At 46.6% G+C, this 16,993-nt stretch carries 12 protein-coding genes; 2 read left to right on the plus strand and 10 right to left on the minus strand.

What is annotated here, in order from left to right; translation table 11 throughout:
- Positions 1-136: 136 nt before the first annotated feature.
- From C161_RS02135 to xylA, 9 genes are all read right to left on the minus strand, one after another.
- On the minus strand, positions 137-2,530 hold the full coding sequence (locus tag C161_RS02135) for an S-layer homology domain-containing protein (RefSeq protein WP_036668022.1): 2,394 nt from the start codon (positions 2,528-2,530) through the stop codon (positions 137-139).
- Positions 2,531-2,757: 227 nt separating this feature from the next.
- Positions 2,758-3,684 carry an alpha/beta hydrolase gene (locus tag C161_RS02140; RefSeq protein ID WP_051449541.1) on the minus strand — a complete coding sequence of 309 codons (927 nt, stop codon included), beginning with the start codon at positions 3,682-3,684 and terminating at the stop codon, positions 2,758-2,760.
- Between the two features lie 171 nt (positions 3,685-3,855).
- On the minus strand, positions 3,856-4,482 hold the full coding sequence (locus C161_RS02145; protein WP_036668023.1) for a bifunctional 4-hydroxy-2-oxoglutarate aldolase/2-dehydro-3-deoxy-phosphogluconate aldolase: 627 nt from the start codon (positions 4,480-4,482) through the stop codon (positions 3,856-3,858).
- 151 nt (positions 4,483-4,633) lie between these two features.
- The gene (locus C161_RS02150) at positions 4,634-5,785 is read right to left on the minus strand and encodes an MFS transporter (protein ID WP_036606945.1); all 1,152 of its coding nucleotides are present in this window, start codon (positions 5,783-5,785) and stop codon (positions 4,634-4,636) included.
- Between the two features lie 117 nt (positions 5,786-5,902).
- A complete protein-coding gene (locus tag C161_RS02155; RefSeq protein WP_036668158.1) occupies positions 5,903-6,301 on the minus strand; it encodes an RrF2 family transcriptional regulator in 399 nt (132 codons plus the stop codon).
- A 183-nt stretch (positions 6,302-6,484) separates the two neighbouring features.
- Positions 6,485-7,555, minus strand: a complete 1,071-nt coding sequence (locus C161_RS33460; protein WP_200869389.1) for a glycosyltransferase — start codon at positions 7,553-7,555, stop codon at positions 6,485-6,487.
- 1,082 nt (positions 7,556-8,637) lie between these two features.
- Positions 8,638-9,354 (minus strand): glycosyltransferase family 2 protein, encoded by a 717-nt coding sequence (locus tag C161_RS02165; protein WP_235193719.1) that lies wholly within the window; start codon positions 9,352-9,354, stop codon positions 8,638-8,640.
- A 221-nt stretch (positions 9,355-9,575) separates the two neighbouring features.
- Positions 9,576-11,069, minus strand: a complete 1,494-nt coding sequence (xylB, locus tag C161_RS02170) for a xylulokinase (RefSeq protein WP_036668024.1) — start codon at positions 11,067-11,069, stop codon at positions 9,576-9,578.
- Between the two features lie 734 nt (positions 11,070-11,803).
- Positions 11,804-13,120, minus strand: coding sequence for a xylose isomerase (xylA, locus tag C161_RS02180; protein WP_036606941.1), 1,317 nt, complete (start codon positions 13,118-13,120; stop codon positions 11,804-11,806).
- Positions 13,121-13,318: 198 nt separating this feature from the next.
- Between xylA and C161_RS02185 the strand changes: the two genes are divergently transcribed.
- Both C161_RS02185 and C161_RS02190 read left to right on the plus strand, forming a co-directional pair.
- Complete coding sequence (locus C161_RS02185; protein ID WP_036668027.1) at positions 13,319-14,485, plus strand: ROK family transcriptional regulator; 1,167 nt, start codon at positions 13,319-13,321, stop codon at positions 14,483-14,485.
- A gap of 147 nt (positions 14,486-14,632) precedes the next feature.
- Positions 14,633-14,830, plus strand: a complete 198-nt coding sequence (locus C161_RS02190) for a hypothetical protein (protein WP_017692236.1) — start codon at positions 14,633-14,635, stop codon at positions 14,828-14,830.
- A 123-nt stretch (positions 14,831-14,953) separates the two neighbouring features.
- Here C161_RS02190 and C161_RS02195 read toward each other — a convergent pair whose 3' ends face one another.
- Positions 14,954-16,933, minus strand: a complete 1,980-nt coding sequence (locus C161_RS02195) for an AraC family transcriptional regulator (RefSeq protein WP_036668029.1) — start codon at positions 16,931-16,933, stop codon at positions 14,954-14,956.
- Between the last annotated feature and the right edge of the window lie 60 nt (positions 16,934-16,993).

Consider the following 16,993-nt stretch of genomic DNA (forward strand, 5'->3'; position numbering starts at 1 on the left):
ATTCTTCTAGTTTTGTCAAAGCAAATCAAAAGAGACCTTCTATGGAAGGTCCCTTTGATCTTTAGTTCATTGAATCACGATTACCCGTTATCTTCATCCTATGTTTCGTTTGGTCACGATATGAGTGATTCCTCGTCTAATACAGGCGATTACCACTCATAAACGTATCTGTTTTACCTTGAAGCTTCGCCAGCCGTTCCAATACCTGTGACGCTTCAGCTACCGTCACTTTACGTGCAGGCATGAATCGTCCTTCAATCGAAGGAAGCAATCCCAGCTTCAGACTCAGGGAGACCGCTCCCTTACTCGTAATGGCACTGGCATCCGCAATGTTGGGAAGATCCGATGGCAACGTATAGAATCCGGCCAGCTTCTCATAGCGTAAAATACGTACAAGCAGCACTGCCAATTCTTCACGTGTCATCTCTTCCTGCGGATTCAAATTCTGTTCAGGGTCCGCTCCGGCAAGCCAGCGCTGATCAATTAATGCCCGAACTGCCTTATAATACGGGCTGTCAGGTGTCACATCAGCGTATAACTTGTCATCTCCGTCCCCACTGTAGTACAGATCCATATTTGGATTAATCGCTCTTGCCAGATAGTTAAACCAATCTCCTCGGGTGATCACACGATCCGGGAATACGCGTCCCTGCTCATCAGCAAGCAATACGCCATGCTGGGTCATATTGCGTAGAGCTGCTTCGGCCACATGACCCAAGATATCCGTAGGTTCGGTCTTGGTTGCAGAGCTTGTGTCCCCGTATAAAAGCTTCCACTCTCCTGTGTTCGCATCCAGCGCTTCATAGTTGCCATAGATCGAATTCTCATCACGTGTAGGCATATAAGCAAGGTTCACCCCCGCTGGGATGACTTGACCACCGTTCATACCATATCCGCCATAACGGGAATATGCGAGGATTAGCTTGAATTCCTCCAGATAGAGTGCCTTGGCCTCTTCATAACTGATGGCTGGCTTAACATCTGCTGGCAGTTGTTCAGGCGTTGCCGCAATACGTGTATAGAACTCGTTAATCGTCCCGTTGTTCAAAACCTGTACTTGTGCCGTATCTTCCTTAACCGGAATTCCGTTCAGATAACGCTGGAACAAAAATGTGCGAGCATCATCCACCTCAATCACATTAGCCAGTCGGAACTGCTCCGTTGCGTCTGGAACTAGCGCAATCACTGTGTCCATCGCCAGTTTCTCAGCCTGCTTCCGGGTTACCAATTTGCCTGCCTTCTCCTCAGCCGGCTTCTCCTGTTCCATCTCCGGTCCCATTCGTTGCATCATCGTATAACTGTAGATCTGCCCGGTAACTGCATCTACCTGTGCTGAGATATCCCGCATGAACATATAGGACATATTGGCACTTCGATCGCTCCAGCTCAGACTCCATACCTGATTGTTCGGACTTGAGTAATATCCCTTGCCCAGCTGGCTATGTTCCAGCTTATAGCCCTTGGGAATATCAAAGTTTGTTGCGACCCGATTGGCGGCCTGCTGAACATTTAATCTTGTACCATTGGCCGGGACAAAAGGCGTTACATCACCTTTTAACTTCGTATCCTGCTGCAAAGAATCTTCATCTACAGCTTTACCTGTTAATGTATTAATCCGTTCCAACGTATTGGCTTCAATCGGAACGATACTGATATTTTTTGGTGTATATGCAAGGTAATACTGCTGACCCTGTTTGGAAGATAGACGATCTTTGGCGATATAAGCCAGTTCCACATCGAACTGTTCTTCAAACTGCTGTCTGGCCTTCTCTTCTGAAGCTGCCGGTTTCGATGAGGGATACTTGGCTTCAATAGTACCTCGGGAGTAACCTGTTACCAAACCACTTTCGTCCACATTAATGTAGACTGTCTCTGCATCAGTTAACAATCCATCATGTTTTAACTGGTACCCGTATCGATACTCTGTTCTGCCAAACAATGACTCTTGTTCGATGGAAGAATACAGATCTCCAAGCGGAGCATATTCACTTTCCTTAAGACCTGGAATCGCTTGGTACAACAGTGCCACGGCCTTTTCTTCAGCTTGAGCTTTGGTTAACTTCACATCTGATTCCGAGACATGTTTATCCAGGATATCCGACGGCAAATGTACACTTAACACTTCCCCTGTGCCTGCATGTACAGTTCCACTGAATCCCGACGTATGATTGCCTTGTGTAATCTGGAACCCGATCTCCCACGCCTTGTATTCTGGCGGTGGATAGGAATTAGGTGAATCGAATCGTGCAGATGAGATCGTTGCTTTTTTTAACAATGGAAATAATTTCAGTATATTTTCACTGGCTTGCCTGGATGAGATTTTCGCTCCCTCAGGCACGTCATTGCTCGTTGCGTCTAGTTGTTCATTTTCCCCCGTTGTCGCTGCGGTCAACTGCTCTGCTTGCGCGGCTGATGCACTGCCTGCAAAACCTGGTGTTTGCGAAGCAAGTAGCAGTGTTGCCATCGCTGCGGTTGTTGCTTTGGTTGCGAACATTTTCAATCGTAGATTAAACTTCCAATTCAAACTCAAATCTGGACCTCTCCCTTCAATTTCATACAAAGAAGCATAACAAATAACCTCGCATGAATATTGCCAGTCTATTCTATGATACCATAAGCTTCCTTTTTAATCGTCGTTTTCGGGGCAATTTTACAAATGTGAATTTCTGCATATTGCTAGTAACAGCAAAAAAAACGCCAACCACGTTGGCGTTTTCTCTGTTAGCCTGCACTCTTATGTAGGCTGAATCTACCTTGTCAACTATTCGCTTTAGACGAATCGTTCAACTTCGCCTGACCTTGGACATGGGTTTTCAAAAATGGAATAACAGTGTCCCAGAAGGTGGGATCTTCCTCAGAACAACTGTGTCCTCCGCTGTTGACCCATAGATGTTCAACAGGCGGATCGGCTTTGGACATAAAATATTCAAGCTCACTCGGGGGAATGAAATTATCTCCCTTGGAGTGCACCATAAGCATCGGCAGTTGCATCCCCCTGCGCCGTTCATTCAGCATCATCACCGGATCACGCTGACGATAAGATTTAAGAGATTCACCCATTCGCCAGAACCAGATTCTCGGAATTAACTGGGCCAGTGGAAACAAGGGCAGACGCCGGCGTCTCAGCTCTGAACTGACGATTACTTCAAATTGCGATGGCATCGAGTCCGTAATCACTGCTGATACAGGAATTCCCTCCGTCACTGCAAGAATCGTACCCAGTCCACCCAAAGAATGTCCAAGCACTCCGATGGCATCCGCATCAATCTCTGGTCGTGCAGTCGTATAATGCAACGCCGCGAGCAGATCATCCCGGAACAGGTAGGCAGATGCAGCACGAACCGGATCACTGGCCCCATGACTACGCACATCATACATAAATAAGGCATATCCAGCTTCCCAGATCGGACGTGCGTAACGAAGAACACGGGAGCGATTGGAGCCCCAGCCATGTGCAATAATAACGAGCGGCCATGGTTTCGGAATGTCGGCTCTGGCCGGGATGAACCAGCCATGCACCCGACCTCCCCCACTGTCAAAGGTCACATCCTCAAATGGCATTGGGGGTGTCAGTGTGATTGGAATCTTCTTGGGGGTTTGGCTCTTTACCGCTGCCTTCCATAATCCACCTGCCGTTACTGCGGCCACGGCGAGCATGCCGCCTATCATTGTTTTAGCTTTCACAGGGCATCTCTCCTCTCCGAATTCCGGCATACATCCATCATAAAACAATAGAATGAACGGCACGTTAAGCGACATGGGTTTTTATGATAAAGATTAATCCAACAACTAATTTAAAGGAACCATCATATATATACCCAAATATATACATATTCCTCATCTGATGCTGGAATCCTAGGCTTCAGCTGCTTCCACAAATCTCCGTGCACATGTTGCAATCTGCTCATGATCTCCTGCCACAAGAGCTTCTCGTGGTAAAAGTGCACTTCCCAGACCCACTGCAGCAGCGCCTGCTGCGTAATAATCAGCAATATTCTCCAGTGTGGAACCACCTGTTGCCAGCAGCGGAATATGATTCAGTGGAGCTTTGATCTCCCGCAGATACGGTATACCCAGACTCGCCATCGGAAACAACTTCACAACTCGTGCTCCCGCTTCATGGGCAGCGACAATCTCCGTAGGTGTCATGGCTCCAGGCCAGATCTCGACACCATGTTCTACAGCATATTCAATGACAGACAGATCGACATTGGGAGACACCAGAAATTGTGCACCTGCAGCGACGGCTTCCTTCGCCATCTGCACATTCAGTACCGTACCCGCTCCAACAAAAGCCTTTCCTTCATGCCGCTCACGCCAGTCCGCAATAATATCATGTGCTCCAGGTGTGTTCAGTGTGACTTCCATCAGTCGGATGCCACCACCTGTCATACCTTGTCCAGCTGTTACTGCCGCTTCACGGCTTATACCGCGCACAATCGCGACCAGCCTCGACTCCAATAGTACTTCCGTCAGATTCATATCCAGTTCCCCTTGCTTCATCAATTCGGCAGCCGAAGACAGGCAATCATGGTCACCGCTTTTCCGTTATTCATTATTGTAAGGCATATCCTCTCCTGGATGAAATCATTTGATCCAATATTCACTTCTTCCTTTTAAAAAGACATTGAATTCAACTTGGTTTTGTAGTCAACCTGAAGGAAACAAGGGCAATCGCCAACGCCAACAGCAGGACCATACCACCAATCCACCCCAAATTTTGAACGGAATTGTATTTCACAACTACACCTCCCAATCCGGCACCGAAAGTCATACCTATGTTCATTACTGCCGTATTGTAACTCAGGACTGTTTCAGAAGACTGTGGTCTCAATGTTATCAAATAGAACTGATTCGCGGGCGTTGTTATCCAGGCAGCTGTGCCCCAAATCATGATGGTCAGAAGAATACCTATTGTGGAACCTGCTGTGATGGGCAAAATAAAGAGGGCACCAGCATGAATAATCAAACTGATTGGAATCGTGCGAACAGGTCCCCATCGATCTACCGCATAGCCACCAAGACGGGAACCTATGAATGCAAATACACCCAATACAAGTAACGCCGTACTAATCATTTCTATTGAAAAATCGGCTACTGAACTTAAAAGTGGAGCGATATAAGCAAATACCATGGTGTAGCCCAGAATCCAGAAAACAGTCGTTAATAATCCGGTGATAACCTTTTTATCTTTGATAATCAATAATTGTTGCTTCAGGGAGAGAGACGGGTTACCCTCCATTCGAGGAATAAATCTGTACAACAGCATGAAATTAATAAATGCGATAATTGCAATCATGATATAAACATAGTGCCAATCCATGTAGGCAGCAATGAAGGTACCAATCGGCACTCCTAATACCAATGAAACGGTGAATCCTGTGATGACAGTTGCAATGGCACTACCCTGTTTGCCAGAAGGAGCTAGTCTTGCAGCATAGTTCGTGGCTAGGACAAAATACAGACCACCACTCATGGCCAATACGATGCGTGAGAACATAAGCATGCCAAAGTTCAAACTGAAGAATGCAATGATATTTCCCAAGATAAAAATAAGCATGGAATACAGAAGTACTTTTTTACGTTGTAACTTGGAAGTCAGCATGACCAGAGCCCAGGCTCCCAATGCATGAGATAGTGCATATACGGTGACCAATTGTCCTGCTAATGAGATCGAAACCTGTAAATCGCGGGCAATGATATCTAAAACGCCAGATACGACAAATTCGGCTGTTCCCACAACAAAGGCTCCTAAAGCCAATAAATAGATAATAAATGAATTCATTTCAATCTCCTTTATTCAAAAGAATAGTGTGTGAAATCTTCTGGATATATTCGTTTGTTGAAATTTATAATAGATATAAAAGACAAATTATATCTATTATAAATACAAAAAAAATACTTAATGCATCATTGATATTTTACCGGCAATTGAAGATAATTTTCGATTTTTAAGCACTTCTTCCATCTGTCCTTCGGCAGTGATCATGGTTTCTTGAATTAAGCATCCCTGTTTATGATGACAGCAATCAAACAGAGAGGTTGTACCCTCAATGGCCTGTATGATGTCCAAAAACGTAAGATCCTCCCACTTCTCCTGAAGTGTATACCCGCCATGGGCACCAGATGAAGAATGAATCATCCCCTCTTTCGTCAATTTGGTTAAAATCTTGGACAGATATGTGGGTGAAACATTCTGCCACTTTGAAAGTTGCTGCACACCCACAGGTTTATCTGAATTGGATGCCGCAAGAAAAATCATCGTGTGCAGGGCGTAATTGGTAGCTTTGGAATACTTCATCATCTCATTCCTCCCTAATAAAAGACTTAATATATCTACAATAACTTCTTTAATACAATTACGTCAATAACCCCCTCTCATAAAAGTGGCACATTGCGTCCACTCTTTTATCAGAGGAGGCTCTTGTTACAAACAACTGTTCCAGCAATATCTATACCTACAGTTCCAATCTATATGCATGCTTTAGGCATTTTCCAATACGTTATCCTTCTCCAAATCTTTAAAGTATCGATCGTTATATAACATGCTTGGATGTGTTGGATGATAGGCGAGTGCGATATCATTATGTTCTCGGGCCTTGGCACGGTTACCCATCCGGTCATAACACACACATAGTTGCAGATGCGGCATCCAGGTCCAGGCTGCTTCATTCAGCACCACCATAGGATCGTCAGGACGTACAGCACGAGTCGCCTGTTCGTACCAGAACAGGGCCTTGCGATAATCTTCACGGTCGGCAAAATAACCACCCAATCGACAGCAAATCTCGGCTCTTGGCAAATCATAGGCAAATGATCGGAACAACGCCGTGACTTCCTGTTCCGGATGTTCAAGTGCAGCTTCACAATCCGCAATTTTCTGGCAAGCAGCGATCTGATCTTCCACCCAGCCCAGCCCGGTATCCAGAAACTTCTCATAGTACTTCACCGCATCCTCATGCTGTCCATGGTCCTTCAGTTCATTACCGAAATAGTACAAGTCACGCGGCCCAAATTCCTCTCCGGCCTGTTCCCTTTTGCGATAGATCCGCAGATTACGATCGGTATACTCCTTATCTTTCTTGTGGGTAACCGCTATATCACTATGCAGCAGATTGCCCGCTACAGCCAGATATTCATGAACCGCGCCAATCCAGCGAAATTGCCGATCCCGACGCACCAGACGATTCCGGCGCAGGCTGTAGGCTACCTTGCCATCTGCTGTGAATGACAGATTGTAATCCATCGTGACACTATCCACATCCGGGTCCAGCGAACGTTTCAAGGCGATCAGTTTCGCCCGATCTTCCGGTTCGAACACATCGTCGGCATCCAGCCAAAGAATATATTCACTCTTTGCCTGATCGAAGGCATAATTGCGTGCTGCTGCAAAGTCATCCACCCATTCAAAATCAACGATACGATCCGTATATCTGGAAGCGATCTGACGAGTGCGATCCGTTGATCCGGTATCCACAATTACAATCTCATCGGCAATACCGTTGACCGAGTCCAGACATCTGGCGAGGGAAGCTTCTTCATTTTTCACAATCATACACAGGGTAATACTGATCGTCTCCTCACCTCGTCTCGCCCTACGATTAAAGGCAGATACCCCCGGCAGTTCGGACAATCGATAGATGTGGTACGCAGGGAAATGAGTATCGACGAACAAACGAAAACCCAGTGCCTGAGCACGGATGCAGAAATGACGATCTTCGCCCCAGAAGGATACATTGGGAATCTGGTCATACGAAACTCCTGCTGCCAGAACATTTTTGCGAATAAGGGTACATGCCCCTAGCCCTCCAACTTCATAACAACCCGGGATCCGCAGCTGATTTAGAAAAGCAGTCGTTTGCGTGCCCTCGTCTTCCGCCTCGGTTCCGTCTACTGTTTTGCCACCGCGGCGATACAGAGCATACTCATCCTGCAGCCATACCTGCGGCATTTCCCTGGCATCCGGCTGCCAGCGGGTCCAAAAGATATTGGATACAATGTCTTTGCCACTCGATACAAGTTGCTCCAGAGTCCGCGGATGCAGCACCAAGTCAGAATCAATCAGGAAAACCGCATCGTAGTGATTGTCGCGTGCATATTGCAATATGCGATTTTTCAAACCGGCTACACGCCAAATCTGCTCATCCTGCCAATAGTGTCCTCCCTCATCCTTGGTGTACACCCCTTTGTTGTCAGAACTACCGCTGCCGTGTTCATCTGCTTGAATAACCGTCCCTTCATGCTGAAGCAAAAATTCATGCAATATATTCGATGCGGCTTCTTCCACGTTATCGTCAACAAACAGATAATCCGTCTTCACTGTTGTTCGTTCCAGTGCATGCAGAGAATCCAGAAATTCACGGAGCACCGGAGTTGTCTGGCGAACCGGGCTGGCGATCAGTATTCTTTCCTGGCAAAGTTCTTCAAGCTTTTCCGATTGGCGGGTTTCCAGCGATTTATCAGAACGACTGGACGGTCGATGATTAATCTGGTTCTCTTTCTGATTCTCATTTGCGCTCTCATGTTGCTTCTCATTCTGATTCTCTTTCTCTTGGGAATTCGGCTCTGCTTGAGGTTTGAATTCTTCTTGCGATTTACGTAACGGGTCTTTCTTCAACGTGCTCACTCCCCCTCTCCTTATTCGAACCATGCCAACAGTCGTGGCTCTTGATCCAATATCGATTCATACTGTTCCTTCCAACCGTATCTTGCTTCAGGGTCTAGTGCTTGATAGCGTTCATATTTGCGGATGCGGTCTTCTTCCCGCGCCCACCCATAGTGCTTCACCCGGGGAGCATGACATCCATAGGACCAATGTTGGATCGTTAACGGAAAACGACCACAATGCTGGGGTGTTTCCTTCCATTCATAGCTCATCCCCGGGTGATAACGAATCAGAAATGGCCGATAATAGGCATGCGCCTGCCAGAACTCATCTTCTCGGTAATGCGTCTCACTCCACATATCAAACAATCTGAAATAGATCGCATCTTCATTGCCACTGAGCAGCAGATCCCGTACCACCCCAAAGTCACTGGTTAGAATCTCATCCGCATCCAGATTCAAAATCCACTCCGGATTGGTCGCCGCCGTCTCTTCCCATTGTTGTTTTCTCAGGCTTACCTCGTCTGCAAAACGTGAAGCAGCGTTCTCCACTAATACGAGTGGAATGCCGTCCAGAAGTTCCCTGCACAGCGCGACCGTTCCATCCGTGCTTCCGTCATCAATGATTACTGCGCGATCGATCCAGGAACGATGTCTCTCCAGTGCCTGCTTGAGATAACGATTCTCTTCATTACGAACGATCATCGACAAGGTAATATGTGGTCTTCCATGTTCCTCATGTCCATCCAAAGCTTCACCCCCATGCTCAAGCTTCTACCTATTAAAATGTCCGACACACGATGCCTGGACGGATCACAATCCTCTATTCTCAATCTATGCAGAGCCGGAATGCAGATATGCAGGACAAGGAAACCTTTCATGGGGTTAATCTTGATGAACGACAAAAAAGCACCCGCCTTCGCGGATGCTTTTAAATGTAATCATAAGATTAATGTAGTGAAATAAATGAATTAACGGTATTCAGCCAAACGATCATTGAGACTACGTGTCTGTCCATAAACTTCCTGATACAGTGCGAACAGTCCATCATAGACGGCAACCGTTTCCGGGTTTGGCTCATAGGACTTCGCTGGGCGAATAAACGCTGTTGCGCATTCCTGCAAGGACGAGAACCAGCCACAGCCATAGGCAGCCAGCATTGCTGCACCCATCGCAGGACCCTGTTCGCTCTCCAGCTTCACAATCGTAGCGTTAAAGACATCCGCCTGCATTTGCAACCAGGCTTCGTTCTTGGCACCGCCACCAATGGAAATGACTTCATTGACGGTTTTGCCTGCACCACGCAGAATATCAATGGACTCGCGCAGCGAGAAGGTAATGCCCTCCATCACCGCACGTCCAAAGTGCTCCAGCTTGTGTCCTGCATCCATACCGATGAAGCTGCCACGGATATTCGCATCCGGATGAGGTGTACGCTCCCCAACGATATACGGTGTGAACAACAATCCGTTGCTGCCCGCCGGAACCTGATCAATGCCCTGCAAGAGCACATCAAACGATTTATCCGCTGCAAACGTATCCTTAAACCAGGACAGGCTATATCCTGCGGCAAGCGTTACCCCCATAATATAGAAGGCATCTTTCTCCCCATGATTAAAAAAGTGTACTTTGCCTTCGAAGTCGAGATCTTTACGCTCTTCGTAGGAAAGCACAACCCCGGACGTTCCGATGCTGCACATCGTCTGTCCTTCACTCAGAATACCTGCGCCAATGGCACCACAAGCATTATCCGCGCCACCTGCATATACTTTCGTCGCAGCCGCCAGACCCGTTTGATCCGCAATCTCAGGCAACAACGTGCCCACTTCCTCAAACGATTCCACAAGCCGTGGACAAAGGGAGATCGGCAGCTCGAATGCTTCTGCAATCACTTTGCTCCACTGCTTACCTGCAACGTCTAGCAACAAAGTTCCCGCTGCATCAGAATAATCCATAGCGTAATCCCCGGTCAGGCGATAACGCACATAGTCTTTTGGCAACAGGAACAAGGATGCTTGCTGTAACAATTCAGGCTCGTTCTCCTGAACCCACAGAATTTTCGGCAAGGTGAATCCTTCCAGTGCACGGTTCCGGGCAATACTTAACAGCTTGCCATCCAGTACTTTTTCGATCCGGCGGCACTGAGCCGTTGTGCGTGTATCGTTCCACAGGATTGCGTTACGCAGCGGTTTACCTTCAGCATCCACCAAAACCAGTCCGTGCATCTGACCGGAGAAGCTCAATCCCTCGATTTCCGAAGGCTGCACGCCAGACACTTCGAGCAATTTACGCAAGGAAACAATGGTTTGCTCTACCCAATCTTCGGGATTTTGTTCACTGTATCCAACCTTGGGCTGGTACAACGGATATGCCTCGGATGCTTCAAATGCCACTTTTCCTTCACGATTGACCAACACGGTTTTGACCGCGCTGGTTCCAAGATCGACACCAATTACGTAACTCATAGGTTAACTCCTCTCGTTTATCACAGGTTATATCCACGAAAGATCCAAGTACGCATGAAAGTCACTCCGTGATCAGAAAACCCTTGGATCGCCGTTACCCCCAGATTTCCTTTATACCCCTTAGCAAGGGTGAAATCCGGGGATAAATGCGACCGCTTTGCTTCCTCGGGTCCTTTCTGCTCACTCCGTTTTGCATGATACTGGACACACATGGATATGAAACGTGTAAAAACATACTCGTTTTTATTAGCAGAAAGATTGATCCAATAACCTTGATTCGTCATTGGTTATAAATGAAACCTTGATGCTCATGTGGTCACTCCGTGATCAGAAAACCATCGAATCGCCGTTACCCCCAGATTTCCTTTAATCCCTTTGAAAAGGGAGAAATCCGGGGATAAGCCTATGCTTCCGAAGCCAGCTTTCTTTCAGAAAGCTCTTAGCGCACGCTCCGCTTCCTCGGGTCCTTTCTGCTCACTTCGTTCTGCATACACCATCTTAAAGAAACATTTATATCAAAAATCTAAAAAATAGCGTTGTTTGTTTAATCAAAAAACCGTCCCCGTCTTCCCAAGGGAAAGTCGGGGACGGTCCGAATGTCATGCTTGTTCAGGCGTTCCATGGTACAAGCTAATCTTGTGCATAGGCTAGTTTGGACACTAATGTCCAACACATATGAGTTGAGTAACCATCGGTGGTCGACGTACACGAACCCTGCCTAATCCGCTATGCTATTAGTCAGCCAGGATGTACTGGTTGAGTTGTGCTCTCAGCAATTCCTGACGTCCGGATTGGTTCTTGCGTGGGCTTTCGTTGTTGAGTGCATACTCAGCAAGGGAAGCCAGTGTTGCTTTACCTGCAACTACATCTGCGCCAATACCTTCGCTGAAGCTGCTGTAACGTTTTTCGATGAAGTCATCAAATACGCGATCTTCGATCAATTTCGCTGCTACTTTCAGACCTTTCGCATACGTATCCATACCTGCGATGTGTGCCAGGAACAGATCGTCTGCTTCGAAGGAACCACGACGTACTTTTGCGTCAAAGTTCACACCACCGCGGCCGATACCGCCGTTTTTCAATACTTCATACATTGTCAACGTAGCATCGTACATGTCAACCGGGAACTCATCTGTATCCCAACCGATCAGCATATCGCCTTGGTTCGCATCGAGGGAACCGAGCATACCGTTTGTACGAGCAACGCGGATTTCGTGATCAAATGTGTGACCAGCCAGTGTAGCATGGTTCGCTTCCAGGTTGAGTTTGAAGTGTTTGTCCAAACCGTATTTTTGCAAGAAAGCAATGGAAGTTGCTGCATCATAATCATATTGATGTTTCGTTGGCTCTTTTGGTTTAGGCTCGATCAGGAATTGTGCATCAAAGCCAATTTCCTTCGCGTAGTCTACAGCCATGTGGAACATGCGAGCAATGTTGTCTTGCTCCAGTTGCATGTCTGTGTTCAGCAATGTGTCGTAACCTTCACGACCGCCCCAGAATACATAGTTTTCAGCGCCCAGACGTTTACCCACTTCCAGACCTTTCTTGATCTGTGCCGCAGCATGAGCATACACGTCTGCGTTACAAGTGGAAGCTGCACCAAACATGAAGCGTGGGTTCGAGAACATGTTCGCCGTGTTCCAGAGCAGTTTTTTGCCGCTGGATTTCATATGATCTTCAATCAGATCAACGATTGTATCAATGTTGCTGTAGAACTCGCGCAGGTTGTTGCCTTCTGGTGCGATGTCCACATCGTGGAAACAGAAGAACGGGAGATTCATTTTTTCCAAAAATTCAAATGCCGCTTCCACGCGTACTTTCGCGAGGTCCAGACCCGAGTATTTATCCCACGAACGAACAGCTGTCTCCGCACCAAACGGGTCACTGCCGCCTGCAGTTAATGTATGCCAGTAAGCCATGCCGAAACGGAAATGTTCTTCCATCGATTTGCCGGCTACCACTTCTTCCGGATTATAATGTTTAAAAGCAAAAGGATTCTTGGAATCTTTACCTTCAAATGCAATTTTATTAACGGATTCAAAATAGGCCATGTGTAAAATGCCTCCTCAATAGTTTTAAGAAATCGTTTACACCGTTATCCTATCACATCGAATATACTTTGTCTATTGGTTAAACAAAGTAAAATAAAATTGTTTTTTACATGTTTGTTTACGCTATAATAGTCGAATAACTTGTTTCGGATGTGGGTCAGAACCCTTTTATCAGAAGAATAGGAGTGCCTTAACCATATGAAAATTACCGGAGACCAGATGCTGGTCAAAAAAATAAACAAGTCGATCGTTCTCGATACGATCCGGCGCCATGCCCCTCTTTCTCGCGCACGAGTGTCCGAGGTTACGGGGCTGAACAAAGCAACGGTATCCAACCTGGTTGCTGATCTGATCAGTGATGACCTGGTGCAGGAGATTGGCCCTGGTGAATCCAGCGGCGGACGTAAACCACTCATGCTGCTGTTCCGAGGGACATCAGGCTATGCAGTCGGTCTGGAACTCAGTGTGACCCATTTGAAAGGCGTGCTTACAGATCTGGAAGGACACATCATTACAGAGTACGCAGTGACCTTGGAACATCATGACGTCTCCTCTGTACTGGAGCAATTGAAATTGGCAGCAAAACAGCTCATTGAAGCTGCTCCTGCTTCCCCTCACGGTGTCATTGGCATCGGTATCGGAGTGCCCGGCATGGTGGATGAGGCAGGAACGGTCCTGTTTGCACCCAACCTGGGGTGGGAGAAGGTAGCTCTGCGCTCGATGCTTGAAGAAGAATTTGAACTGCCTGTAACGATCGATAATGAAGCCAATGCTGGTGCTCATGGAGAGTTGAATTTTGGGGCAGGTATCGGTGTCCGTCACATGATCTACATCAGTGCAGGCATGGGGATTGGTTCAGGCATCATGGTAGATGGTGAATTATACAAAGGCGCGTGGGGCTACGCAGGGGAAACAGGCCATATGTCCATTGAAGCGGAAGGTCTGCCCTGCTCCTGTGGTAATCGTGGTTGCTGGGAGTTATACGCATCGGAAAAAGCCTACGAGCACCCGGACCATCAGCTAAAATTACCTGCTCATACCACACGAGAGCTTATTCATCATGCGGAGCAAGGCCACGATACTGTTCAGGAATTATACAACACGATTGGACGCAAACTGGGGATTGGCATAACCAACATCGTTAACAGTTTCAACCCGGAACGTATTATCATTGGTGGTCCGCTTTCTGAAGCAGGTCCCTGGATTGAAACGTCGTTAAAACAGGTTGTCGAGGAACGTACATTACCTTATCACCGCCGCAGTTTGCAGATTGAATGGGCAGCTCTGGGCAGCCGTTCCACCCGCGTTGGTGCCGCTTACTCTGCGATATCCCAGTTTTTAGGAAAAATCAGAGTGTCTGTCTAATAACAGATGAAAATTGACATCATTTCGCCCCATTTCCTCCCTTTTTGTTAAAGAAATCCAGATGTATAATGGGGTTATGTGATTTTTGTCATGGCTGTGTGAATCAAGCTGTGTTAATTCCGATAACGAAACGGAGTGAAAAAAAGCGTGACCTACGTGGATACTTCAGATATCTCGGCGCAAATGTTTGTCACCGTCCTCCTGTTCCTGATTGTGCTTGCGCCCCTGTTCAGCCTTGGCATACTCCGATTGTTCCAGAGCAAAAAGAAGGCTGGTTTCATGTACATGCTGTCAGGATTGCTGGTGTATGTTGTATTTCAGACTTTCATGAGTATTTTTTTCTAGATGTAATTATTTGTTTTCATGCAAAATCCCCTTTCGCAGTTATTCATGGGTACACGTTATCATGTACTCTGAATTACGGACGCAAGGGGATTTTTCTACTTACCTATTTTAGCGTAACCGTGCTTACTTTTTGGAATTCTCTAGAGCGCGTTCTTCCATCATGTCGACAATATCCTGAATCTGGCCCATCACGGAGATCGGATCGGAGAAATAGAATTTGTAGCCATCAATTTCGTATAACTCATTGTCTTTGACTGCGTCTAGCGTTCCCCACACCGGATCACTTGCATAGTCAAACGATTCCGCTTTGGCATCCACGGCCATAAATATGTAATCACCAGCATATGATCCGGCGAGTTCATTGGAGATCGTAGCCCAGCCCACTTTTGGATCAACGCTGCGTCTCACGTTCTCGTTCATAGGCAAGTCCAATTCACCATGGATCGTTCTGCCCGTATGCGCATTACCATAAAGAGTGATGTCTTTGCTCAAGCCTCCGTCAAACACAGTAACGGTTTCTCCCTCTTTGATTATACTGCTTAAACTCTCCTTGGCCGAAGTCACCTTTTGTTCAAAATCGGTAAGCCATGCCGATGCTTCAGCCTCTTTCCCCAATATAACGCCAAGCTCTTTAACCTGATCACGAACGGGGGCCGAGTTGTCCAGAAAGACGGTTGGGGCGATTTTGGAATAAGCATCGTAACTTTTGGCATTACCTGTAACGATTAGGTCAGGGTTCAGTCCAGTTATTGCTTCAAGATTGTCCGAAATATCCTCGATACCGGAAACCTTGCCCTCCAGATAAGGGTTTTGCATGAATACGCCGTTACTTCCTACGGGTTTTACATTCAAGGCCAGAATATGACCCAAAAAGAAATCCGTTACGACACGCTGCGGATTAGCTGGCACTTCGACCTCACCCATGGATGTGTTCACTATACGTGTTGTCGCTTGGACATTTTCATTTGTATTAATATCGCTTGAACTGTTTACTTGGGAAGCTGGTGCTTTCGATTGAGCTGTACTTCCATCTCCTGTTGCAGCCCCTGTATTCCCTGAAGAACCGCCACTACATGCACTTAACAGCAACCCAAAAGCCATCAGTAAAGCCATTGGGACTCTCTTTATATTTTTCACCATTTCATCAGACCCTCCATCCAAATATTGATAATAATTATCATTATCATAAGATGGAATATAACACGGGCCTGGAGAGCCAACAATATGATTTCTTCCTGCTAAGGATATAACATCTTCCTCCTTGATTTGCTTCCGATACATCTGTGGAGAAATTCCGCTGTACTTTTTAAAGGCATTGCTGAAATAATACGCATCCTGATACCCGATAGATGATGCAATTACTCGTAACGGAAGCTTCGTCTCGGCCAATAGTTTATATGCTTTTTGCATACGTAGACGGATTAGACAGTCAATCGGTCCACGATTAAGCACTTGTTTGAAACAATTCGAGAGATGACCCGGACTCCGCCCCATCACCCCAGCCAAAGAATCCAACGTATGCGGTTTTGCATAGTTCTGCAACAGGTACTCCAAAGTCTGTATGACCAACTCGACTGGACTGGCCGTTTTGACGACCGGAGACTGTAAATAGTATTGTTCCACCATATGATAAACCCATTGATAGAAAGATGCCTTAAGTTGAAGCGGAACCGAAGGCCCCTCCTGCTGCTGGGTCTCTAACATACGATCTGCAATTTCATATAACATCATTGGCTGCGCTAGTGTCACACGATATGTAATGTGAGTTGGATCTTTGTGTTCATCTACAAACAGCGGCTCATCGCCGGACGTTGACTGCCGTTCTGCTTTATACGAAATTAGTATATACTCTGCTCCGTCTGAACCTGCGTTAACTTCAAACAGACTTTTGGAAGGAGCATGAATAATCTCAAAAGGATGGATGGAATAGGTCTTCTGATTAAGCAATACCAGTAAGTTCCCTCTCTTTATACAGAAAAAACTGCTGGACTGCATCGTGAATAATGTTCTTTCACCCTTTGCAAGAATAGCACGTTCAACATGGATATCTCGTATAATTGCCTGTTCCCAGAAGCGAAAATGCTCCTCCTGATCTATAATCATGCTGCTTGTTCACCTCAATTATGCTCTGCGACTTAAGAAAATGATATCGCACTTCTGTAC

Origin of the sequence: Paenibacillus sp. FSL R5-192 (assembly GCF_000517845.1) — a bacterium.
GTDB lineage: Bacteria > Bacillota > Bacilli > Paenibacillales > Paenibacillaceae > Paenibacillus > Paenibacillus amylolyticus.

Coding starts and splice junctions, on each gene's coding strand:
- C161_RS02145 (WP_036668023.1), bottom strand. CDS start 4,482: ATGAATCTGACGGAAGTACTATTGGAGTCGAGGCTGGTCGCGATTGTG.
- C161_RS02150 (WP_036606945.1), bottom strand. CDS start 5,785: ATGAATTCATTTATTATCTATTTATTGGCTTTAGGAGCCTTTGTTGTG.
- C161_RS02155 (WP_036668158.1), bottom strand. CDS start 6,301: ATGAAGTATTCCAAAGCTACCAATTACGCCCTGCACACGATGATTTTT.
- C161_RS33460 (WP_200869389.1), bottom strand. CDS start 7,555: ATGATTGTGAAAAATGAAGAAGCTTCCCTCGCCAGATGTCTGGACTCG.
- xylB (WP_036668024.1), bottom strand. CDS start 11,069: ATGAGTTACGTAATTGGTGTCGATCTTGGAACCAGCGCGGTCAAAACC.
- xylA (WP_036606941.1), bottom strand. CDS start 13,120: ATGGCCTATTTTGAATCCGTTAATAAAATTGCATTTGAAGGTAAAGAT.
- C161_RS02185 (WP_036668027.1), top strand. CDS start 13,319: ATGAAAATTACCGGAGACCAGATGCTGGTCAAAAAAATAAACAAGTCG.
- C161_RS02195 (WP_036668029.1), bottom strand. CDS start 16,933: ATGATTATAGATCAGGAGGAGCATTTTCGCTTCTGGGAACAGGCAATT.